Source organism: Tahibacter sp. (assembly GCF_032229445.1).
Lineage (GTDB): Bacteria > Pseudomonadota > Gammaproteobacteria > Xanthomonadales > Rhodanobacteraceae > Tahibacter.
On sequence record NZ_JAVTWC010000094.1, the window covers coordinates 17,484 to 40,588 of the forward strand.

22 protein-coding genes are annotated in these 23,105 nt (G+C 60.1%); 15 read left to right on the forward strand and 7 right to left on the reverse strand.

Features of this window, described 5'->3' with window-relative positions; all coding sequences use genetic code 11:
- Positions 1-76 precede the first annotated feature (76 nt).
- From RUU78_RS16060 to RUU78_RS16105, 10 genes are all read left to right on the forward strand, one after another.
- Entirely contained in the window at positions 77-925 is an 849-nt protein-coding gene (locus RUU78_RS16060; RefSeq protein ID WP_313918375.1) for a GNAT family N-acetyltransferase, read from the forward strand.
- Between the two features lie 91 nt (positions 926-1,016).
- Positions 1,017-2,048 carry an alpha/beta hydrolase gene (locus tag RUU78_RS16065; protein WP_313918376.1) on the forward strand — a complete coding sequence of 344 codons (1,032 nt, stop codon included), beginning with the start codon at positions 1,017-1,019 and terminating at the stop codon, positions 2,046-2,048.
- 324 nt (positions 2,049-2,372) lie between these two features.
- Entirely contained in the window at positions 2,373-2,810 is a 438-nt protein-coding gene (locus tag RUU78_RS16070) for a hypothetical protein (RefSeq protein ID WP_313918377.1), read from the forward strand.
- Between the two features lie 115 nt (positions 2,811-2,925).
- Positions 2,926-3,360: a hypothetical protein gene (locus tag RUU78_RS16075; protein WP_313918378.1), complete on the forward strand. Its 435-nt coding sequence runs from the start codon at positions 2,926-2,928 to the stop codon at positions 3,358-3,360.
- 410 nt (positions 3,361-3,770) lie between these two features.
- A complete protein-coding gene (locus RUU78_RS16080) occupies positions 3,771-6,017 on the forward strand; it encodes a hypothetical protein (RefSeq protein WP_313918379.1) in 2,247 nt (748 codons plus the stop codon).
- 353 nt (positions 6,018-6,370) lie between these two features.
- Positions 6,371-6,733, forward strand: coding sequence for a hypothetical protein (locus RUU78_RS16085; RefSeq protein ID WP_313918380.1), 363 nt, complete (start codon positions 6,371-6,373; stop codon positions 6,731-6,733).
- A 161-nt stretch (positions 6,734-6,894) separates the two neighbouring features.
- The gene (locus RUU78_RS16090; RefSeq protein WP_313918381.1) at positions 6,895-7,335 is read left to right on the forward strand and encodes a hypothetical protein; all 441 of its coding nucleotides are present in this window, start codon (positions 6,895-6,897) and stop codon (positions 7,333-7,335) included.
- 10 nt (positions 7,336-7,345) lie between these two features.
- Positions 7,346-8,050 carry an ankyrin repeat domain-containing protein gene (locus RUU78_RS16095; RefSeq protein ID WP_313918382.1) on the forward strand — a complete coding sequence of 235 codons (705 nt, stop codon included), beginning with the start codon at positions 7,346-7,348 and terminating at the stop codon, positions 8,048-8,050.
- A 108-nt stretch (positions 8,051-8,158) separates the two neighbouring features.
- Positions 8,159-8,701, forward strand: coding sequence for a hypothetical protein (locus RUU78_RS16100; protein WP_313918383.1), 543 nt, complete (start codon positions 8,159-8,161; stop codon positions 8,699-8,701).
- Positions 8,702-8,809: 108 nt separating this feature from the next.
- On the forward strand, positions 8,810-9,220 hold the full coding sequence (locus tag RUU78_RS16105) for a DUF4259 domain-containing protein (RefSeq protein WP_313918384.1): 411 nt from the start codon (positions 8,810-8,812) through the stop codon (positions 9,218-9,220).
- Between the two features lie 254 nt (positions 9,221-9,474).
- On the opposite strand, the gene RUU78_RS16110 is transcribed toward RUU78_RS16105, so the two are convergent.
- The 3 genes from RUU78_RS16110 to RUU78_RS16120 form a co-directional block, all read right to left on the reverse strand.
- Positions 9,475-11,226, reverse strand: coding sequence for a pentapeptide repeat-containing protein (locus RUU78_RS16110; RefSeq protein WP_313918385.1), 1,752 nt, complete (start codon positions 11,224-11,226; stop codon positions 9,475-9,477).
- 31 nt (positions 11,227-11,257) lie between these two features.
- Positions 11,258-14,773, reverse strand: a complete 3,516-nt coding sequence (locus RUU78_RS16115) for a hypothetical protein (RefSeq protein ID WP_313918386.1) — start codon at positions 14,771-14,773, stop codon at positions 11,258-11,260.
- Between the two features lie 678 nt (positions 14,774-15,451).
- Positions 15,452-15,730, reverse strand: coding sequence for a hypothetical protein (locus RUU78_RS16120; RefSeq protein ID WP_313915926.1), 279 nt, complete (start codon positions 15,728-15,730; stop codon positions 15,452-15,454).
- A gap of 773 nt (positions 15,731-16,503) precedes the next feature.
- Here RUU78_RS16120 and RUU78_RS16125 point away from each other — a divergent pair.
- From RUU78_RS16125 to RUU78_RS16145, 5 genes are all read left to right on the forward strand, one after another.
- Positions 16,504-17,325 (forward strand): hypothetical protein, encoded by an 822-nt coding sequence (locus tag RUU78_RS16125; protein WP_313918387.1) that lies wholly within the window; start codon positions 16,504-16,506, stop codon positions 17,323-17,325.
- Entirely contained in the window at positions 17,303-18,211 is a 909-nt protein-coding gene (locus tag RUU78_RS16130) for a hypothetical protein (protein ID WP_313918388.1), read from the forward strand. Before RUU78_RS16125 ends, RUU78_RS16130 begins: the two co-directional genes overlap by 23 nt.
- A gap of 145 nt (positions 18,212-18,356) precedes the next feature.
- Positions 18,357-19,190 (forward strand): TonB C-terminal domain-containing protein, encoded by an 834-nt coding sequence (locus tag RUU78_RS16135; protein ID WP_313918389.1) that lies wholly within the window; start codon positions 18,357-18,359, stop codon positions 19,188-19,190.
- A gap of 83 nt (positions 19,191-19,273) precedes the next feature.
- The gene (locus tag RUU78_RS16140; protein ID WP_313918390.1) at positions 19,274-19,774 is read left to right on the forward strand and encodes a hypothetical protein; all 501 of its coding nucleotides are present in this window, start codon (positions 19,274-19,276) and stop codon (positions 19,772-19,774) included.
- Between the two features lie 196 nt (positions 19,775-19,970).
- Complete coding sequence (locus RUU78_RS16145; RefSeq protein WP_313918391.1) at positions 19,971-20,750, forward strand: hypothetical protein; 780 nt, start codon at positions 19,971-19,973, stop codon at positions 20,748-20,750.
- Positions 20,751-20,858: 108 nt separating this feature from the next.
- Here the strand turns inward: RUU78_RS16145 and RUU78_RS16150 are convergent, their stop codons facing one another.
- The 4 genes from RUU78_RS16150 to RUU78_RS16165 form a co-directional block, all read right to left on the reverse strand.
- Positions 20,859-21,644 carry an SIR2 family protein gene (locus RUU78_RS16150; RefSeq protein WP_313918392.1) on the reverse strand — a complete coding sequence of 262 codons (786 nt, stop codon included), beginning with the start codon at positions 21,642-21,644 and terminating at the stop codon, positions 20,859-20,861.
- Entirely contained in the window at positions 21,641-22,192 is a 552-nt protein-coding gene (locus RUU78_RS16155; protein WP_313918394.1) for a non-canonical purine NTP pyrophosphatase, read from the reverse strand. The genes RUU78_RS16150 and RUU78_RS16155 overlap by 4 nt, the downstream gene beginning before the upstream one ends.
- Positions 22,193-22,220: 28 nt before the next feature.
- Positions 22,221-22,823 carry a deoxynucleoside kinase gene (locus tag RUU78_RS16160; RefSeq protein ID WP_313918396.1) on the reverse strand — a complete coding sequence of 201 codons (603 nt, stop codon included), beginning with the start codon at positions 22,821-22,823 and terminating at the stop codon, positions 22,221-22,223.
- Between the two features lie 100 nt (positions 22,824-22,923).
- On the reverse strand, positions 22,924-23,105 hold a 182-nt coding region (locus RUU78_RS16165), incomplete at its 5' end, for a hypothetical protein (RefSeq protein ID WP_313918398.1).

Sequence of the window (23,105 nt, forward strand, 5' to 3'; positions counted from 1 at the left end):
CAATTCGTTAGAGACTTCCGTAAGAGCCTTCCGGTCAATCCTGGGCGCAGGATGCTACTGGTTCAGAGAAGAAGACGTGCTCAAACTTCCATCAGCCTCGTATGCAAAGTTTTCATCGATTCTGCATGACGTCGACTTCAACTGCCTGTTCGCCAGGAGCGTTCTTGAAGGCCTGGCAAATGGCGAAGTCTGGGCGGACTCTGAAGTCGACCCAACGCTGATTCACATCATTCATTCATATGGAATGTCTCTGCTCCTGATCCGGTCGGAGAATCCAGACCGGGCTGAGCTTCGGCGGCATATCAATTCCTGCCGCGACCGACCGGAAGCGCTCTGGATGCAGGTGCACCCAATCAGGCACGCCGTGGTGGTCGATGAGAGCCTCACTGTAGAACTCGCGCCGCCCGACAACCCGGAAGCTTCTTCTCGGGCTCAACGCCACACACGTAGCAACTTCATATTCTTGCAGCAGCGCTATGAGCAACTGGCTTCACGGCTCGAAGTGCCGCGCCAGTTCCGCGTGCGGCCCATGTCGGCAGATGACTTTGCACGTCCAGGAATTTCCGTTTCGCCGCATCGCTTCTGGCCTGATGCCCCTGGGTTCCTGGCTAAAGGCGGCGGATACTGCGTTACCGCAGACGAGCAGGTCGCTTCGCTGGCCTTCGCAGCATTTCGCCTGGAAGACCAATTGGAAATTGGGGTCGAGACGTATCCGGCGTTTCGCGGCATGGGTCTTGCGAAGTATGCTGCGGCAGCCATGATCGACTATTGCATCACTGAAGGACTTCAGCCGATTTGGGCATGCAGGAAGCAAAACGCTGCGTCGCTCGCGCTCGCCTTGGCGCTCGGGTTCGCGCCCAGTAGTGAAGGGCCGTACTACTACTTGCCCGGAATTCGTGAGACTTCCGGATCTGGGCATGGCTGATCATTCGCGCAGACGCCTTCGGCGCGGATCTGCCAAGGCGTAGGCCTGTGTGCCCAACAGAACGGCAGCCTGACAATTCATGAAGCCATACATGTTGAGAATCGCTGCAGCTATCGCTTTCGTTCTTGCGATAACAGCGGCTGCAGCGCCAGCTGTGAGTGGAGGCACTACTCCAGCCAAGGGGGCCATTGCTGCATCGACAACGTCGAACGACGAAAGTCGTTGGGCCCCGGGGCCTTGGCAACCCCCTCACAACCTGAAGCAAACCCCAATCTGGCCAGGAGCCGCGCCGGATAACGGGGTTCGGGCAACCGTTCAAGAGAGAATCGAGATTGCTCAAACCCCGGATGCGCTTGAAGGCTCGACCTCGGAAGCCGCCTGGGATGTTTCCGTTCCGACCATGACGGTATTTCCTCCAAAGGGGAGAAATAGTGGCGCTGCGATAGTTGTCTTCCCAGGTGGAGGGTTCAGGGCCGTCGTCGTCACAAAACAAGGAACGGAGATCTGCAGCTGGATCACCTCAAAGGGCATTACCTGCGTATTGCTCAAGTATCGCGTGCCGGCGCGTGAAAACCATCATTGGCCCGATGAATGCCCGTGCAACCCGCTCCAGGATGCTCAACGAACTGTCAGGCTAGTCAGGTCCAAGGCACAGGAGCTTCATATCGACCCGGACCGGATTGGCGTGATGGGTTTCTCGGCAGGCGGATTCCTGGTTGCGCAGACCAGCAACATTGTCGAGCCAACCTATAAACCCGTCGATGCAGTCGACAAATTGAGTAGCCGCCCGAACTTCGCAATAGCGTTTTATCCTGGACATCTCTGTCGAAAGGGCGACGTTCTGGAGCCTTCGATCAACGTCTCAAAGGGCACGCCGCCCACTTTTCTGGTCCACGCCTGGGACGATGATGTCGATCCTGTCTGCAACAGCACGGTCTATGCTCGAGCACTTGATGCAGCGGGAGTTCCAAGCGAGGTGCATATTTTTGCGAAGGGCGGCCATGCCTTTGGGCTGCGCCACATGGAACACCCGGTCGGCTCCACGTGGCCTGGTCTCCTCGAATCGTGGTTGAAAGAAATCGGCGTGTTACCCGTGGAAACAACGTCTGTCGGCACAGGCTGACAATTCAGACCAAGCCCGCTTCGCGGGTCGGCTTGATTCAGGCGTCAGGCAAACCAGGCGAATGAATGGCGATACCCACTGACCCGGTGTCAAGCGAACTTGTGGACAGCCAGTTGCAAGCCGGAATCGATGAGCTTGAGAGGGCTGCACGCAAAGGTAGCTACGACACACTGGCCATTCGCGCGTTCGGCTGTGCGGCGAAGGTTCTGTGTCGTGAGGCGATCGCGAACCGTGCTGTCACGCTGCTGCGAACGGCACCCGATGAGATGTTCGGGGCCGGGGCGCTCACGAACTTCGAACTCCCTGCGGGGGGCCGCCGAACGGATGCGGGCGCTCGGCGATCTCGAGGCATTGGAGAAGCGCCACCCGCCTTACCGGGCAGATGTACTGCTGGAGCGAATCCGGTCGTACGCTGCGCGCGAGCCCCATTTTGCGCTGTGTCTCGAAGGCCGGTTTCGGGAGGCCGAACCCCTGGCCAGGTCGGGTGTCCGGCTCGAAGAGGTGGCTGAGACGCTGGCCGTCCTCGGGGAGTTTGATGCTGCTCGACGTATCGCGAGCGATCCCGCGCTGGAAGCAGTCAGGCAGCGAGGCGTCCTGCTCGTTCTGGTCATCGAGATGTTCAGGCGAGGGCGCGTGGATGAAGCTCGATTGCTACTCGAAGAATTGGAATCTGTGGGTCTCAGTGTCTGGGAGCAAGTTGACTTGGCCCTGGCGTTTGCGGGTCGCGAGCCTTGGGGAGAGTATCCATTTCCCGATTACTGAGGTCGCAAGCGCCGCACCAGGCGTCGGAGCAGACTCGCGATATCGTCCTGCGGTATGGTGCGGTTGCTGGCTGCGAGCTGCTCAATTTTCTCCGTTGGCACGTACAGGTGAAACTATGGCAACCGAAAATCCGTACTCAGCGCCGACCGCTCACGTCGCAGACGTCACTCCGGAGATACCAGCCGACATTCGCGGGAAGATCAAGAGCGCTTGGGTCGCGGCGGCGATATCCGGCTCGATCACCCTCGTATTCACACTTATTGCAATGTCGGGAACCGAGATGCTCGGATTTTCCGCCTGGGTGCTTATCGACGTTGTGCTGATCTTTGGCTTGGCATTTGGCATCTACAAGAAAAGCCGCGCGTGCGCGGTAGTGATGCTCATTTACTTCACCATCTCCAAGATCATCCTCATGGTCGAGTCAGGCACGCCCTCCGGCGCTGTCCTTGCAGTCATCTTCATCTACTACTTCTGGCACGGCGTTTCCGGTACTTTCGCCTACCACAAGCTCAAGAATCGCAATCCAGCCTTGGCCGAAACTGGCGGCTAGGAATTCATTCAAGACTAAGCGGGTTCGCGGCTCGGCTTGGTTCCGGCCGTAGTCCGCGCAAGTTGAGCGCGGTGACTGCCTGACGCCTTCGGTGCGGCTCAAATCAGGGCGTTTGATCGCGACGCCTGCCGACTCAGTAGTGGACGAGATTCGCAGCGCGACGGACTCGCTTCGAAGTCGAGGCGAGGACATCTCAGTCGGGGAAACTGCAACTTGACAGTCCTCCGGACTTCGAGGAGATTTCGCGCCATTTGTAGAATTTCTTCAGCGAGGGGGCGATGGGCAGAATTCCGAACGGGCGCTCGGGTGGCATTCGTGTGGTCTACACGAACTTCGGGAAGCTGCATCTCTGGGGCCAACAACCTGCGTTGCGATGGGGCCGTCTACTGCAGCATATGCAGGAAATGTCCTTGATGCTGATTCTTCGCGGTCGATCATTCTGGTCGTCTTGTGGATTCCCGCTCACCGGGACGTGTGCATTCGCCTGCAGGACGCTGGTTGCGGTTGCCATGGTGTCGTGCGCAACCACGGCAGCCAAGGCCGCGACCTTCAGTGAGGCCGGAGCGCAACTCAACCTTGACCTGAATACCGCTAACGAGGCCGTGGCGATCGTCGCCAACGCGACGACGTACACACTCACCTTGACCGGCGGTACCTGGATCGGCACGAACAGCGCCAACGTCACGGGGAATGGCACCGCGTCGATGACGGTAACGGCGGCAGGACTGACCGCGTTCAACACCATTCGCCTCACCGACTCGGCCACCGGCACTGCGGCGACCTTCAACAGCAGTGGCGCAAACACGTACGGCGATACGTTCGATATCACCCTCGACAATGCCGCCGGCACCATCACGTTCAATGGAGCTTCGAGCTTCGCCGGCGCTGCCAGCATTGCCGCGCGTACCAGCCGTAACATCAGCTTCGCCGGCGGCGCCACCCTGACGGCGGCCAACGGCAATATCGTCCTGGAAGCCAACCAGCAGGCGACGGCAAGCTCGGGTGACTTCATCGGCGTCAACATTAACGCGGCCGTTGTGCAAGTCACCGGCACTGGCGCGCTCTCGGTCGCGGGCCGCGGCGGCGACGGGGCAAGTTTGCAGCATGGCGTGCAGGTGCGCTCTGGGGGCGACCTCATTGGCGGAACCAGTGGATTGCTCACGATCTCGGGTACGGGTGGGGCTGGCCCAGGAACGAGCAACAACGGCGTGTATGTCAGAGATGCAAACTCTTCAATCACCTCGAACGGCGGTCCGGTCACCATCACCGGACAAGGCGGCGGCAGCGGCGCCAGCGCTCAGAACAACGGCGTGGCGTTGGTCCTGAGTGGTCGGATCGGCGCCGGCAGCAGCGGCGCGGTCACCGTCAACGGCACGGGCGGCGTTGGCACGGGCTTGTTCAATATCGGGGTCAGCGTCACCAACAGCGGCTCTGAGATTTCCTCCAGCGGTGGCAATGTCCGTGTCACCGGCTTCGGCGGCGGTATCAGCGGCACCGAGCACTTCGGCGTGTTCGTGAGCGCCGATGGCCAGATCAGCGCGGGTGGCGCCGGTACGGTCACGGTCGAGGGCACGGGCGGAACCGCCGGGCAGATCAATCGCGGCGTCGAGGTGAGAGGCGCCAACTCACGGATCACCTCCAGTGGCGGTGCGGTCAGCGTTACCGGACAAGGCGGTGGCACCGGCGTCAGCACCAACAATGCGGGTGTGCTTCTCAACAGCGGTCAAATCGGCGCCGGTGGCGCGGGTACAACCACCGTGCTGGGCACCGCCGGGGCCACCGGGGTGCCACCCAGCGGCAGCTATGGCGTGTCCGCTGTCAACGCGGCCCAGATCAATTCAGCGGGCGGCGCGGTCACCGTCACCGGAGCCGGGACCAGCAACAGCGCGGCGGTAAATATGGAGGATACGAGCGCGATCCAATCGGGCGGAAATGCCGCGATTGTGATTACCGCCGACAGCGTCAGGCTCACTCCCGGCGCCGTCAACGCGGGCACTGGCCGGGTGACGCTGCAACCGCGCACGGCGGGGACGCTCATCAACCTGGGTGGCGTGGATGTGCTCACCGGCAGCCCGCTCACCTTAGGCCTCACCGACGCGGAGTTGGATCAGGTCACGGCGGGTACCCTGGAGATCGGCAACAGCACCAGTGGCCCGCTGACGGTCAGCACCGACATGACTCGACCCGTTTCCACGGCGATGGAGCTGATTTCCGGCGGCGACGTGGTGGTGAGCGGAGGACAAGTCAACACGGGCGGCGGCACCTTGCTGCTCGATCCGGGCCTCACTCCTGCCGCGGTCAAACCGGTCCGCGCCCTTACCGATGCCACGGCCAGTACCGTGTCATTCGGCAGCGATCTCAATATCGTCATTAACGGCACGACGCTCGATGCGCAGTACTCGCAACTCAATGTTGCCGGCTCGGTGAATCTCACCGGCGTGGATCTGGTGCTGAGCGGGGCATTCGCGCCGGGGCTCGGCGATGTGTTTACCATCGTGTCGGCGAGCAGTGTGACGGGGACGTTCAACGGGTTAGCCGACGGGGCGTCCATCCCGTTCAATGATGGCCGGGTATTCCGGATCAACTATACGGGTACCTCGGTCACGCTCACCGTCACGGCGGTGCCGGTGGAGTTGCAGTCGTTCGAGGTGGAGTAGCGAAGCAGGGACTGCCGTCCCGAGCGACGCACAGTGGCGTTGATGGAGCGGCGCGGAATCAAGCGCCCGCTCTGCGCGTCGCGGGCAGGAACGACGCTGATCGTGTCGAGAGCCTGGGGCGTCGGCAGTACGCCCGTTCGGCGTTTGTAGACGCCACATGGGCGAAAGGTGTTCCAGCGTCACTGCGGCAATGGGGCAGGGATGGCGATTCACTGCACGCGCGCCACGTGCTCACGTCAGGCGCTGTTCGCACGTACGATTCGGGATGGCTGCAATGAGCGGCGCGCGGCTTGACTCTCGCGTCAGGCCGCGCAATCCATGTCACTGCTACTCGCACCGCTCAAGGAGTTCGCATGCCCGACCTTAGCCCCGTCTTTGCAGAGCTACGCAAGATCATGGCGCCGTACGCGGGCAAGCTCGCTGCCGCCCGGGACGACGATCAGGAACTCTACGTCGACACGCGGCACATCCAGAAAAACAAGAAGCCGCTGTTCTTCGGTGCCGTTCAAATCAAGAAGTCGTACGTCAGCTTCCACCTCATGCCGGTGTATGTGAAGCCAGAACTGCTGGCTTCCACATCACCTGAACTCAAGGCACGCATGCAAGGCAAGTCATGTTTCAACTTCGCCGTGCTCGAACCTGCATTGTTCAGGGAACTCGCCACGCTCACCAAGGCGGGCTACGCCAGCTACAAGGAGCAAGGCTTCGTCGAATAACCGTGCGGCGCCAAGCCCGACGCGGTCCAACTCCTTGTGGCCGGATACAGCCAGCGCCGCAAGCCCAGGCTGCGGCAGGTAGTGCATCATTGCAGCCCGGGCTCGCAGCACCTGCCTGCGCAGGCAGGTTAGCTCGAACGTCAGGCCCCTGAGGCAAACTTATGCGTATCTTGCGAGCCGGATTCGTATACTTTTTTCTCGTGTTTGGCGCCGGCTTCGCGCTCGCGCTCATCAGGATACCGTTCCTGGTGCCACGCTTTGGCGTGCGCACAGCCGAGCTCATCGAAGCGCCGGTCATGTTGCTCGTCATCCTCTGGGCATCGCGATACCTGGCTCGCCGCAATGCACCGTGGGGACGCCCGGCGCGCTTGGCGGTGGGCTGCACCGCGTTCGTGTTGCTCGTTGCTGCAGAACTCGGGGTGGCGTACTTCCTCGGCGCCCGATCGCCGGGTGACTACCTGGCGTCCCGTGATCCGATCTCGGGCAGCGTTTACCTGGCCTCGCTTGTCTTCTTCGCAGTCGCCCCTGCCTTGTGGGGGCCGAGTTCGTGGCCTGACCAACCATTCACGCCGACGCCTTCGGCGCGGCAACCAAGGCGATAGGCAGCACCCCATGCACCCTGACTCGCGCTTTCTCCGCGTTGCGACGGGTCGCACCGACCTGATCGTCGACATCCTCACGACTCACGGTTCCGGGCCCTGGCCAGAAGTGGAAGGGGCCTCGCTGCTTCACTGGGCGGCTTACTACGGCGACGTCACCGCGCTGAAGGCGCTTCTTGGCGCTGGGGCAGTTCTGGCTGCACTCGGCCAGGACAGGGGACTCAACGCGGCAGCCTTCCACGGTCACTGGCAACTGTGTGAGTTCCTGGTCGAGGCGGGAGCGAGCGCGAGGTACGCCGATTCGGTTACGGGTGAGACGCCGCTCCACTCGGCACTCACCAACGACGACCGGATGAAGTACGACCTTGTGGTGAAGGTCCTGCTACGCGCGGGCGCCGACGCGAACGCACCGACCGTTCCGGGCGCGGCGACGGGGTCTTTCATGCGAGATAGCCGAACACGAGGCGAGGGGCCCTTGCATCGGGCAGCGGCCTTCGGAAACCCAGCCACGATCCAGTTGCTGCTTGGCGCCGGTGCAAGACCGGAACAGACCGATGCCCACGGAGACACGCCGCTGGCCTGGGCCAGCTGGTACCGACGTCCGGTTGAAGTGCTGCGGCTGCTCCTCCACGGCGAGCACCGGATTCATCCGGATCACAAGTCCCTGCGCGAAAACCTCATTGGCTCGCCGTCGGCGACAGTGCTGCGTGACCGCTGAATTCCTGGATGCCGTCTATCAAATCGTCGGAGACGACACGTGAGGAATAAAGTGCCAAGCTCATGCATCGGCGAGCACGCCGCGCGGCTCTAAAGTCAGGCGCTCTCTATGTCTTCTCAAGATGTCCCGGTTCAGAACGTGAGTGCTGACTTTCTCGAGGCGGTTCGACGCGCCGACTGGAACTTGGCTTTGTCGGCTATCAAGCCGCAGGACGATCCTTCCGACGTGCGCTGCCCGAGCTCCTCGCCGGTGGCCTGGTTGATTGAGCTCAACGCACCACCCAACGTAGTGGTGCAGTGCTTGGGCCAATGCGCGAAGGCCGAAGCGGTCGAAGCCGATTCGCTCGGTCTACTCGAACTTTGCATTGCATTGTCGAACGCAAACTCGAACGCGCTGGCGACATTCAAAGCGTTGCTCTGTGCTGGCCTAAGCCCAAACGTAATCACCGACGGAGGCGATACGTTGCTTCAACACGCTGTAAATCTCAATCGCGTGCCCGAAGTAGAGGAGCTCCTGCGCTACGGAGTTGATGCCCATCAGATGAATATGTTCGGGGTGGAAAGCACCTCAAATCGCGATGGCGCCAGAGCAGCCGGAAACCCCGCAGGAGCGCTTGCTCTTGCCAAGTTCAACGAGCGGGTCGACACCTGAGCCGCCTACAAAATCGCTGGGGCGGACGCGCGAGGGACAATGTGCGAACTTCATACATCGTCGCGCGCCGCTCAACTCAACCGTTAGTCGCTTGAAAAGGAGCAATACATGGGAGCCTGGTCGCACGAACCCTTTGGCAACGATACCGCTTGCGATTGGGGCTATGGCTTGGTGGAGGCAAGTGACCTCTCGCCAGTAGAAGCCGCGCTCGATGCTGTCATTGAAAACGGCGAGGACTACCTGGATGCCGATCTGGCGACCGAAGCCCTTGCCGCGATCGAAGTTCTGGCAAAGCTACGGGGCAAGGGAACCCAGACCGATGCGTATACGAAGGAAATCGATCAATGGGTAAAGCAGCATGCCCAGAAGCCGACGGCGGAACTCTTGGCCAAGGCAAGACAAGTCATCGAGCGAATTGCATCGGCCGATTCCGAGCTGCTTGAGCTTTGGGAAGAGGGAGAGGAAGCAGACGCCTGGAAAGCTTCGCTACGGCAGCTTTCTGCGGCAACAAGCGCCTGACCGTTCCATCGAGAGGCGCCGCGCAGAACGTCATGCGCGCCGCTGGTCCACGGTCCCTACGCACGCGCTTTTGCCTCGCGTTTTGTACAAGAAATTTCAACGACCGCACTTTTCCCGCGGCGTGTCGCGCAAAAAGTGCGGAAGCCGGCGGAAGAGCGCAGCGGGTGACACAAGAAGCGCCGTGCTTGGCCCCGAAAGTGCTGGCGTCGGCCGCGCCGAAGGCGGGCCTGCCTTGGCAGGCCCGCACCGCAAAACTACTCGTCCTCGCCGCTCTGCCAGGCGGCCCGCATGTCGCTGCGCACCGACGATGACCACGTTGTCGGAAACGGATCGCGCGTGTGCAGGGTTGCGCGCGTGCACGGGCCTTTCTTGCCGTAGGGGCAGGTCGTGCCTTCGGTGGTGGTGTTCACGTCGATGATCGTGGGGTCGTAGTCCACGGAGAAGGTCCGGCCGCCCAGGTGTACCGTCAGCGTGCCGCTCTCGAACGCGACGCCGGCGGCGCCCATGAACGTGCCCGCGAGCTTCGCGTTGCTGAAGTCGGCGTTGTGCAGGAAGGCCTGAGTGAGGTTCACCGCGACGCCGTCGTAGGTCGACAGATCTGCACCGACGAAATTCGCGTCGACGAGAAAGGCGTGGTCGAATTTGGCGCCGCTCATCTTCTTCTGCTCGACTGCGCCGAAAGCCGCGCCGCGCAGATAGGCGTTGGCAAAGTTGGTACCGACGAGCGTTGCGCCGTTGAACTGCGTTTCGTCCATGCGCGCGCCAGAGAAGTTCGTGTGGCTGCAGCGGGCATCCGTGAAGTCGCTGCCCTGCAGGCGCGCGCCGCCGAAATCCGTCGGAGCGAAATCGGGTTCGATGACCGCATCCATGTGCGCGCCGCGGAACGAGGCCAGCGGCAGCGTGGCGTTGACGAAGCTCGCGCCGCGCAGGATCGCCTCGTCGAATTTCGAACTCGTGCCGAAGGTGACGCCGGGCAGGGCGATGCCGGTGAGGTTGGCATTGCGCGCATCGATGGCCACGTCGTTCGGCACGTTTTCAATGCTCGCCCAGTCGAAGTGCATGTGCCGCCAGGTCGGGCCGACCAGCGCGTAATTGAGCGTGGCGTAGGAAAACCGCAGTGGCGCGTCGGCGGTCGACGTGAGGGCGAGCGGCACGTCACCGTGCCTCACGGTGCGCAGGTCGCAATACGAAAAATCGCAGCCGCCGCCCGTGACGTCCTTCAGGGTCGTGTCGAGCATCGAGGCTTCGATGAAGCGCGTGCGATCCAGCGTGGCACCCTCGAACGTCGCGCCGTCGAGCAGGGTCTTGCGGAACATCGCCGCCTTGAACGAGGCATTCTTCATCACCGTTCCGGTGAGCACTGCACCGCTGAAATCCGATCGGCCGAAATCGACGTCGGTCAGATCCTCGCCCGACAGGTCCACGATCGCCTCGCCGGCGGCCGAGAAGTCGAAATGCGTGACCTTCTTCGACGCCCTGATCTCGTCGATGCCGTCGCCGTGCTGCACGAGCGTCCACACCGGGCCTTCCCTCAGCGTGGCGCTGAGATTGGTGACGTAGCGCGCGCCGGTGATCTCGTCGACTTCGCGCAGGCGCACAGAAGAGGCTTCGAGAAAGCGCCATTTCACGCTGGACTCTGTCTGCAGGTAGAACCGCAACTGCGCCTTGCCGCTCGCACGCGTTTTGCGCAGCAGGGCGAGATCGAAGCGCATGGTGCCGATCGGCAACACGGAAGGAACAAAGCGGGTCGGTTCGGTGGTGACTTCGACCATGGCCAGGTAGTGGTTGGTCGCCAGTACCTCGCCGTTGCAGGCTTGCAGCACGAAGGTGCCGTCGCCGCGATCGATGGCGAAAAACATGGAGGCTTCCGGCGGCAGTGGCACGCGCCTGCCGGTCAGATCAAGGATATCGGTGCGGTCCTTGCTGATCAGGCCGACGCGCCGCTCCCAGAGCACGAGCTTGCGACCGTCGATGAGCAACGAATATTTGCCGGCGAATCGTTTCATGCGCGCTTCCCCTGGTTGCTCTTTATCGAAATCATTCGCCCGTTTCGCCCTGCAGTTTCGGCGGTGCGGGCGGCCGCCATTGACTGATGCCGGGTTCCGGCCGCCGCGAGGCGTGGTCCAGCACCTCGTAGTTCATGGCGAAAATGTTGCGCAGCAGGTCCACCGTGATGCGCGCCGCGGTGAAGTTCGGCGTGGAGGTCAGAAACGCGCCGGAAGGGTCGTACAGATCGAGGCGGTAGTCGCCCGGTAGCTTGCCGGCACCGGTGTGGCCGAGAAGGAAGAGATGTCCCTTGGCCTCGACCGCCATGTCGAGCAGCGAGAAATCGGGATCCTTGCGCAGTTCCAGCAACGGTGTGGCTTTCTGCGTGGCCGCGTCCTTGAAATAGGCCACCGGATTTCCGTTCACGTCGAAGCACTGGATGCGGTTGTTGCCTTCCTCCAGCACCAGTACGCGGCCATCGAGCGCCAGGGCGAGTGCCAGCGGCGACTGCATCAGCCCCACGCGCTTGCCTTCGCCGGAGTACAGCGCCGCCATCGGCGCATCGATATCTTCCGAACCGTTCGCCGGTAGCTCGACCCGATAGAGCTTGTGGCGGCCGCGGCGGATGGCGAATACGTAGCCATGCGGGTGCACTACCATCCCGTCGACCGCATCGGGAAAGCGCCCGAAGCTGTCGCCGGTGCCCAGATTGAACTGCGGCGCACGCGTGTGATTCAGCATGACGCGGCGCAGGTGATGGCCGCCGGCGGGATTGGTCTCTTCGTCGTAGATTCCGCGCGTGGGATCGAGGAGGAAATTGCGGCCGCTGCCGTCGTCGGGCGAGACCAGGTCATACGCGATGCCGCCGCTGGCGGTGGTGCCAATGACCGGCGTGGCGTAGCGTTCCTGTGGGTGCTGCAGCACCGAGAGATTCTGCAGCGTGAACAAGCTCGCGCTCGTGGGCGGCTTGCGCGGATCGTCCGGCGGCAGATCCAGATCGGTCGCCTGCCACGCATAGCCCACGAATTGCGGGTACTGCGCCATGGTGATGGCGTGGCGCTTTTCGATCTTGCCGCGAATGGGCCACGACGTGGTCTTGGTCGCCTTCGGCGCCGGGCCAGCCTGCCACACGTGCCGGTTGTCGCGCAGCACAATCTTCTGCAGATGCTCGTACACCGACCAGCGTCCCAGCGGCACTTCGTTTACCGCTATCTCGATCGGCGGAACGACCAGGCGCGCGCTGCCCGAATTGCCTTCAGCCTTCATCCAGTCGCTGGCGCCCTGGCCCGACTGCCAATCGTTTTCGGCGTAGAAGAACACGAGCACGCGCAGGTTGCCGGCGGCCGGCACATCCTTGAATTCGACCACGATGTCTTCGCTGATGGTTTCCGTAGGCAGCGCCTTGACGAGCTTGGGCAAGGTCGCGCCCGAGTCGTACACCACGACCACGCCCAGATGATGGTGGTGATCGGGGAATTTCTTGTAGACCTTGCTGGACGTGATGGTGATGCGCAGATCGATGCTGCGCGTGATCTCCGTGCGGTGCGCGCGCGGCGACTGGCGGATCGCGTTGGAGGTCTGTGCCAGCTGCGCGACCGTGGCCGCGGTATCAGCGAGGAACAGCGCGATATTGATGAACGGGATGGCCTTCTTTGCGCCGCCCTCGATGATTTTCGAGGCAATGTATTCCGACAGTTTGCCCAGGCCCGCCTTGGCGATCACCGGGATCAGCTTCTTGCCGATCGTCGTGACCGCCTTGGCCGGATTGTCGGCGATATAGAAGGCGGTGAAGGCCGCGAGCAGCGCGCCGAGAATCGGTTTCTCGCGCAGGAGCTTGAGCAGACCGCCCGAGGCGGTGAGCCCGGCGCCCGCCACCAGCATCACGACCGGCAGCGCCATCTCCACCACCACGGTCATGATGGCGCCGGGCGGGCAGGCGACCGGATGGTTGCGTCCCTGACCCAGACCGCCCCAGACAAAGCGCACCACGGCCGCATCCATCGGCACCGGCACGCTGAGATGGGACGAGTCCGCCGGCAGCGGAATGCCCATCATGGTTTCGACCGGACCGACCATGTCGACATAGCGCAAGGTCGGGTGGTCGTCGAAGCTCGTACCCGGAATCGGAAAACGCGAGGTCCAGTTGGGCGGCGCCTTCGGCCGTCCCGCCGCATCGAGAAATTCGACATAGGCCGACAGATGCCGCAGCCAGTGGTTCTTCACCACCACCATCAGGTTGCCGTTGCTGCCGCCGTCGCGCACCAGCACCGTGTGCACCTTCTTCAGCGCGCCGGGCGTGCCGATGGCGAAGTACGCGCTGTCGACCGCCCCGTCCGTCGTGCTGACCAGATATTGCAGCGCGCTACCGACCGCATTCAGGCGGCACTCGCCCTGCGCGCGGCGCGACGAGCCTTGCGCACCGAGTGAAACCGAATACAGGCCCGCCTTGCCGGCAACCGGAACCAGCGGCCCGGAGATGGTGCCGAACACCAGATGCAAACGCTGCGCGGCGAGCGCCTTCTGGGCCGCGTCGTCGAACGGGCCGACGGCGAGATCGTCCTCGCTCGACCACACGCCATCGGCGCGCCAGTTGTTGCCCGGCGCGGCGGGCGTGAAACGCACGTCCGGTTCGAACTGCAGGCCGTCCGACGGCGTGAGATTCTTCAGCCGCCAATTCACGTCGCCCGCGGCGCGCAGCAGCTCGGGTTCCGCCGCGGCATGCGGCTTCGGCTTCACGGTGCCCGCATAGTCCGCCACTGTGCTGCCGTACTCGACGGACCACGACTGATTGCGCAATTCCTCCGCCTGCTTGGCCAGCACCAGCGCGCGCGACAACGCCGCGGGCAGCGCCGCCGCCACGGCCGGGTGCAGCTCGGCCACGAACACCGGCTGGCCTTCGTCGTCCACGGCCGGCTGATCGCCGTCCATCGCGCGCACGGGGCGCGACCAGTCGTCCAGATGCGCCGCAATCTGGTCGATGAGAATCGTCGACTTGGACAGCGCGCGGCGGATGCAGGCCTCGATGACCGTGACCGGCCCGCCGGTGGCGGCATCCTTGTTGAGATTGATCAGCTCCGGATGTTTGAACAGCAGCGCGACCGCGATTTCATAGGCGTCCTGCACCGCGGCGATCTGATCGGGTGCGGCTTCCAGCGACACGCGCTGATCGCGCAGCAACTTCTGGCCGGCCTGACGATACGCGAGCTTCGGGTGAGGCTCCTCCGCCTGCAGCAGATGCAGATTGCGCCGCACATCGCGCAGCCGCGCCTCGCGCGGCACGTGGATGCCCATCGAGACGAGGCGTTCCGTCTGAACGCCGTCGATCAGCACGGGCTCGGTCACCCACATCAACGCGACGGCATCGGTGGGCAGCGGCACGTCGGCATAGTGGCTGAGATCCGCATCGGGCAAGTGATGCAGAAAGCCGTTGCTGCCGCGCGCTTTGAGCAGCGTTTCCGGCGTATGGCGTGCGATGGGGTACTGTCGCTGCGCGACGTGAAAGGTATACGCCGCATCGCGGCCGCGCAGATCGAAATGCAGCAAATGGCGCTCGGGCGTCGCGGACATGGACACTCCTGGTCATCGATGACGCAAGAAACACGGTGGTGAAGAACCACGTTGCCGGCTATGGCTGGCTGCAGGCAGCGACGCGATCCACTACGAAGACGATGGCGACACGAACGCGTGCGCCGAGGCGTTCCGATCATGTTCCGTCTTTATGAATAGCGCAATCGTGATTTTTGATATCGCAAGTAAAATTAATCAAAAATCGGCGCAAGCGAAAAACGCAGTCTCCAGCTATCAGGCGAGACGAAACGTTCAGAAATGCCATGAACGCGGGTGATCACCGAAAGCACTGATAGGAAGCGGCGCCGGACCGCGCTTCTATAACGCGCGATGGGAGATTGCGGGCCGAATGGGCGGCAACGGATGGGCAATTTTTCCGGTCGCGGGCGGAGCCAAGTGCGCAGATTTTTCCGCGGCGCGAATCGAATCTACTTCTTGCTCATAGCTGAGCGGTTGCAGCTTCAGACGGCGGGCTCGAGGCGCGGCGTGGGTCGGGTCAGGCTGGCCCCGTCAGGCTTCCATCAGGCCGGAAGATAACCAGACCCATTGTTCGCACGATGTGCGCGAACCGGCGAGAACGGGCAGGGCGAATACCGGGCGAGCTGATCGGTCGCCGGTGCGGCAGCGTCGCGGTCAAAACGCCGGAGCGGCGCGATGCCGCCCCGGCAATGCAGGAACCTACGGTCCCTTTTCCCACCGGGCCTCCAGCAGTCCGCGCACATCGCGCGAGAGGATGGCTACGGCTTCGAGGATGCCGCTGTGCGAGCGCGAACCCGGCCACTCCAGTTCCGCCGTCGCGATGGTTTCGCTGAGTTCCTGGATGGCGCCGAGGCGGGTCATGATCTCCTCGTCAAACGCATCGCGGTGCTCGTTCGAGTCGAGCACGTACGCGAACATCACGGGATGATCGCCGCGGTCGTCGCGACGCAGGGGATAGAACGAACCCTGTGGCGTCATGGCGCGCGCCTCCCGGATAGGGGAACAACGCCGCCAACGCGGACAAGGCAATAAGGACGCGGCTCAGTGCCGCCAACTGCAGACCGATTTTCCATGGACAACTCCCTTTGCGTGGAGTCGCCACCCGGAACGGCGAAAAAGGGTGGCGAACGGTGTGCGGGTTAGCAGACCGGGAAGTAGCATCCGGCGAGCCTTGCGGCTCCCCACACACCGCCGCCATAAAACAGCAGCAGTCGCCGCACAAACTCCGGGCGAAAAAAAACGCCAGGAGTACGTGCGGCGCTGTGTGCGCTACTTACTACGAGCTGCTAAACCCGGTCGCCGAATAGGCGGCGACGGGCGGATTGTTTACCTCGTCGCGGGCGGCGTCAAGAGCGCGGATTTGTCCCCAGCGCGAACCGAGTATATTTTGCGCACAGGTGAGAGATTGCCGCTCCCAGCGACAGGCTCATAGCAGTGTTGGCACGGACGACGCATGTTCCGCAACAAACTGGGCCAGGTCGACTTCCGTGTTGTTTCAATGAGGCTAGAAGTTGACCCGTTGTTCAGTGAAGTCCCGGCTTGCCCGCGACGTCCGCACCACCCGCTACAGCTCCTGCCGTACGTAAGTCATACGCCCCCGTATTGCCGAAGTAGCGGCGGTAGCGTGGACGAGCCCCGCGCTGGGGAGCAACAGAGAACGGCGCAACGGTGTGTAGGAAAGTTATTGAGATTCAGGCGATACTGGATTTATTGCGCCCCGAGTTGGGGCATGAATTGAAGTTGGGCGGCACATGGAATCGCTGGCGCGAACCCGAGAAAAGATATACGAATACTTCCACTCGAGCGAAGGCTGTCAAAGCTACTTCTATGCCCAAGAAAACGAGCCTTCCTTTGTCGCCTACTACAACAGCATGTACCTACTCCAAGACGCGACGGAGAGTTTGGCCGCGCATCGAACCCGTGGATTTGCAGAGGATGCGCGTGCTGCTTACCTGGAGTTCTGGGGAGTCATGCAGGCGATTGTCATTCAACAGGATGCAATCTGTGAGTTGCATGAAGTCGTCGCTGGCGAGGAGTTGAATGCCAGGCGAAGCCAACTCAAGGCCTGGCTTGAACTTCGCGATCTCCGAAACTTGTGCGCTGGCCACCCAGTGAAGAAGGACATACCACGGCGGGAACCGCTCACTCGCACCTTCATGAGCAGAAGCTTCGGGAACTACAGTGCCATCACTTTCGAGCAGTGGCGGCAGGGTGAGGGCGAATCTCACCCCAAGGTCAATCTTGCGGAGCTTCTTGACGAATACGAAGTAGAGGCCAACGCAAAGCTGGAGGACGTTCTCGCAGCAATGCGGCGGCGGTGGTCGCGATGCCGCCTAATCCGTCGCTCGAGCCGCCCCGCTCCGAAAGCGCCACTGGCGGCCCAGAGCCCAGTACCATGTTGCTCTGGTCGGCCAGTGGGCCTCGCCCACACGGTCGGCTCAGCTCAAACGTTAGCTTCTGGGGGCGCGCTTGTCGATATCCGTAAAGACTCAGAAGATGCTATGGGGTCGTGCAGCGAATCGCTGCGCGATTTGCAGACGCGAGCTCGTCATGGACGCCACAGAGACGGATGATGAGTCTGTTGTCGGAGAAGCGGCTCATATCGTTGCCGAGAAGGTGGGCGGCCCCCGGGGAGTTTCGCCGCTGACGCACGAACAGCGCGACAAGTACGCCAATCTGTTGCTGCTCTGCAATGTGCACCACAAGCAGGTTGATGACCAAGCGGGTGCCTACACGGTCAATCGTTTAAATCAGCTGAAGCAAGAGCATGAGGCTTGGGTTCGCCAACAGCTGGACTTCGATGCCGTAAAGCTACGTGACGAGATCCTTTATGCCAGCTACGTCGAAGAGTGGGCGGGTTTCCTGAAATTGGACGACTGGAACGGATGGGGCTCATGGATGCTCAGCGCTGATCAGCCGCGCATGCATCAGGAAAGAAAGCAAGCTTTAGACGACATTAGGCCCTGGCTGCTGTCACGGGTTTGGCCAGGACGATGCCAAAATCTTGAGGATTCTTTCACAAATTTCCGTTATGTGACTCAGGACCTCTGCCGCACATTCGAGAAGCATGTCGAGAAGGTCTGGGGCGACACCTGGCAAGTAGCAAAATTCTACAAAATCGATGAATGGAATCCCGATCGCTATAGCCGCCTCTCCGCGCAGTACAACGAGCATGTTTCTTTGGTAGAGGATCTATTCTTAGAGCTGACACGTGCGGCAAACTATGTGTGCGATAAGGTTCGCGAGGAACTTCTGCCATCGTACCGCATTAAGGAGGGCGTCCTCTTGGTGACAAGCGGGCCTTACATGGACCTGTCGAACCGCACCCATCGCGCGGAGTATCGTGGGGAGGAGCGCACGCGCAGACCCTATTTAGGTCTCGACGAATTCAAGGTGGAGAGGTTTACTCGCGATTATTACTTCGGCGACCCGCCGGAGTCCGATGCGCCTGAAAGCTAACTATGGGGTCAAGCGGGCAGTGGGGGCTCTCGTGTTTCATGGTATGGGGTCTTGCCGCTGCCGCTTACCACGGCGTAAGGCCGCGTCTTGCGGCTCGCCGGTAGGTCTTAGGGCTGGCGTATAACGTGACTTCTATGGGCAACATATGAAATATATATTTAAACTTATTATTGTGATCTTCATGACGGCAGAGGCGCTTGCAACAGAAAAACCCGCTGCTGAGGGTCAAATGGATGCGGGCGTTGCGTCTCAGGAGCTCATTGATCGCGTTGTAGCACTGCCTGACATTGACGGTGAAATGCAAATGCCAGCTTGGCACGCGGATGTGCTAAAGAAGGTGCTCGCGGCATGGAAGCGCCCCTCGCAATCACCCAACTCAGCAACATGGCTAATGCGCGTGAAGACTGATTCTCGCGGGCGGCTGCTGAATCTGAGTTGGATCACGCCGACCGGCGACCGAGCCCTTGATCGATCAATTGTAAATGCCTTCAAGGACGCAGAGCCTTATCCCGTTCCGCCAAATGCAAAAGCTGCACTTGATGGAATTGAATTTGCCGATGAGGCTTCTGCACTCAGGATGGCCGATGAAAGAAAAGCAAGAAATGTGAAGATCATAGAAAAGATAAAGAAGGCTGGGCCTTTGCATGCTTATCTCGCTCTTGTCGCACATAGGTATAGAAACTGCGAGGAGATCGCGAATAATTTTCTCGATTCCGCTTTAACAAGTGGAGCAGGCATGCTTCTGGTAGAAGAATGCACAGAGAGTGCGGAGCCTGTACTCGCAACTGAAATTCGTCTTGCCCTATTGGTCGCTCCTGCGAAAGTTTCTGATCAAGTAAAGGACCTTCACGCATATGCAATAGCGTCGCTGCGCGCACTGAACAATTTTAATCAGTCAATAATCGAAGCACGTCAGGCTAGAGCTTCAAGATCAGCGGGCATTGATGAGAGAACAGCGCGAATAGCTCTGGATCTCTAGCGTGTGGTCTAGCTATGTGCTCAAGGGGCCGCTTCGAACGTCGGCTCAAGTAGGCGTTAGCCATCCGATCAAGGTCTGTGGCGATGGGCAATGAAAACCTGGACGCGACTATCGATGTCCTCTATCGGATCAAGCGCGGCTTGGCTGCTTACGTGAGCTACCTCGCCGCCTGTGAAATGAATGCTGCTTTTAGCGAGTACGTACTGTATGAGCCGGCGTTGCGAATTCTTACAGCGCGAGGATTTGCCACGCAGTCGGAGGTCGAGTGCCCCGGCTATGCACGGAAGGGCCGCGGAGACGTAAGAAGACTGGATTTCGTTGCGCAGGGGCATGGCAGCCACTTTGCTCTTGAGGTGAAATGGGCTCGCAACTCACGTCCGAGAGTAAACGGTGACCTTGAGAAGCTTCGTAAGTACCGGGAGGCGCATGGGCAAGCGCTCGGCTTTCTCTGTGTCTTCGGCCGCAAGAGCGATCTTGCAGCTCTCGTGCTACCGGAAGGACTTCGCGAGCGCGGCTCCGCGCTCTATGCTGAATTCGGAAAGACCAGATTCGGCTGCCGCATCTATCAGGTGGCTGATGGCTAACAATTCAAGCTGAGTCCGCTTCGCTGCGCGGCCAAATTCAGGCGTTTGGTGCTCATTGCGATCTGATGGCGACCACAATGTGTAGGGCATCTATAGCGGAGGCAACTATGTCCATTGCAATTTAACGAGGAGACATAATTCTCGTCGATCTAAAAGCCATTCGTTCTGGGATATGAAATAGAACAAGGGGTCGAAGATGTCTTTCAAGCAGTTGATAGATAACAACGCCGTCATTTTTTTCCTCGCCGCCATAGCAGGTGCGTTCTCGGCAGGAATTGGGTCTTACGAGGCCGTTGTACGAATGTCTGGGCGAGCATTCGTATCTTCCGGAGATCTGGAGAAGGCCCAGAAATATGAAGGTCTTGTTGCGGCGCGCGACGCTCTTCAGGCGAAGCTAGCCACGGCGGAAAATGAAATTAGGTCGCTGAAGGAGGCCTCTGTGCCCACGGCTGAACTTGCTGAACTGAAAAAGGCGAAGGCCGATTCAGAAGCGCTCGCCAAGGACCTTGGCCATGCCAAAGCAGATATGCTGACGCGTATCGCGGAAGCCAAGACAGCCAGCCTCGCTCTTGCCAAAGAGCAGGATCGCAATCGCGCACTGAGCATGCGGGTAGTCGAGCTACAGCATGCCGGTTCGGCAGTTAGCTCAATCAACGTAGAAGTTGCCAAGATCGAGGCAGTCAAGGGAGGGAGAGGCTGCCCTGCTACTCACATCATGGCTATCGCCGAAGTCTATATGTTGAAATCACAGGGCAATCCGAGTCAGTTCGTTGCTATCGGGCTGGAGCAGGACGGACTACGCGTGTCCGGAATCAACAAGCCTGGCGATGGCGTTATGGAAGTGACTGACACAGGGTGGATTATTCGCCACTGTTCGGCCCCAGGCTGGAAGTCGCTAAATTACCGCCGCTTCATGAATATTATTTCCGGAGCGACTAGCGAATTGGTTCCCGTAAAACTCGATATCGGAGCGTAAGCGAACCTCCGGTCGACGGCCGTCCCTCGGGCTAGAGAGTTGGCACAAAGTCAGTGATTCGAACCCAGCCCAGTTTCGCGGATGGCGACTGCTTCGATTGAAACGGTGTTATGTTCTCAGCGCTGTCAAGAGTTTCTCAAGCTCATTTGTGCTGTCATCGCTTACCGGACAGATCACTCTGATATTCCACTTCTCCAACATTGCCTGCTGGATCGGATTTGGTCGCGGAAAGAATATGAAGGACGGCGGTTGTTGCGCGACAAGTTCTTTTTTCCAGAGACTGGCAAGCCTATAAAACAACAAGCGGATATTTATATCTGTCAGGCTATACCCGATGAAAAGTACGGACTTTCCGAGCGTATCCGACCGAAGCTTTATGTCCAATGGCGATTCAAAATCAAGGCGCTCAAAGTAGCTTGATTCGTCCAGAACTAGCGACGCATCGTCATCGAAATCACCGTGCAATTTTACGATCTGAGTACCTTTCTGCGCTTTGGCTAGGTCTCCAACGTTCGCAATCTTTGTGTACGGACGCTTCCAATGCTCGAAGGAACTCTCTATCCATCGGTCGTAGTTGGTAGTGTAGATTTGGTCGAAATCTAGCTTCGCGATCAGTTCGTGGATCTTGGACTTCGACACATCCCTGTCCTTGCTGTGCCATTCTCGGTCCAGCCAGCTACGTAGCGGGCCGAGGCCTTTCTGAATTCGATAGTACCCCGCGAGAGTCAAGTAGTCGCCGAACGTGCGGTAGACCTCTGGCTCATACTCGAGCTCCCTCGCCATATGGTCAATCAGGTCTGACCAAGAGGGAAGTCCTAGGCCCCTCGAAACGCCCGCTCCTACAAAAAGTATCAGGCGCCGCCGTCGGTACGCATCTTTGAGCTCTTCAATCATCGGCTTGACTCCAAGAACTTCGCGAACTTGTCGAGTGCGATTCGGCGCATAGAGTGACGGTTCTTCTCTTTACCCATTTCCGCAAAAGTCCGGTTCTCTCCATCAGGCACGAATACGCAGTCCCACTGAAAATCCCTCGGACCTGCGGGCGATTTAGAAATCATGCCGTTAATCTCACCGTCAAAAAAATGGAAGCGTCGACCATCACAGTAGGCGATTGTTGTCCTCGCGATGACCGCGGGAGTTTCGAGGCGGGCTACGAGATCGGCAAACGCGTCCGCTTGAAGGGTCTCCCAAAATATTTCGGTGAGGCCGCCAGGAAAATTTTTGAGCCCTGCCAAGTGAAGCCCTGTGTGCTCCACGAATACTTCACGACCCACTTCTTTGAAAGCCTTGACCAACTTGTCCTCAACGAGCTTGCGTGCGTCGTCAGTTTGAAGTTCATGGATTTTTCGGTTTACGGCGATGACCTTTGCGCCAGCGGCGCCAAGTATCAACTCTGTTTCCAGAATCTTCTGCTCGTTTCCAGACAAGAACCGGATTTCCACGCTGTTCACTCCTGGGCGCTCGTAGCTGCTATTCGACGGCTCTTGGATGCGTCAGTATCTTGTTGACAATTGCCGTTATATCTGCTTCGGAGGAAATGTCAACTTCTGAAGTATCTACGATGAATGCGCTACAAAAATCTTCGTTCTCCGATAGATCTCCGTACGCTCCTCGTAGCCGATCCAGATAGTCGGCGTCGATATTCTTCTCATAAGGTCTTCCCCGAAGACGAATTCGCTCGATAAGTACCGCGTTCGGCGCGTCTAGGTAAACGGTGAGCTCGGGTTTAGCGGCACGATCCACTAGAGCTGTTGCGATGCGGTCATACAGTCTTGCTTCCCGACTGCGAAGCAAAAGATTCGCGAATATGCGGTCCTTTCGCATCGAATGATCGGCCACGATCCAGCGCTTGGACAAACTTGCAGCGTGACAGAACTGCGCATAGCGCGAGACTAAGAAATCAAGCTGCATCGGCAGGGACCAACGCGCCGGATTATCGTAGAAATCCTTCAGGAATTCGTTCTCTCCGAAATCCTCAAGAAGCAATTCGCAGCCAGCGCCGAGTCGTGCGGCTAGCAATTTCGCCAGGGTTGTTTTGCCCGCCCCGATAGGGCCTTCAAATGCTATGTGCATGGTTTGTCGGCTGGTGGAATGATGACTTTGCCATCGTATCGACGCGGCCGGATCGCAGTCAATTCAACGGTCCAGTATCGGGGTCAGGTTAGAATGGCACTTACTTAACACGCACCGGATGACCGTGCGCGCGAACGATTTCTCGCTCCACATGTCGCGGCTGGCAGGAGCGGTCCGCGTTCAGGGTTTGAGCGAGAAACATCGCCAGTGTCTCGGTCGGCGGAAGTAATCGCTCACGATGCGCCGGAAGCTGCGCTTCGACCTGATTGAGCATGGATGAAT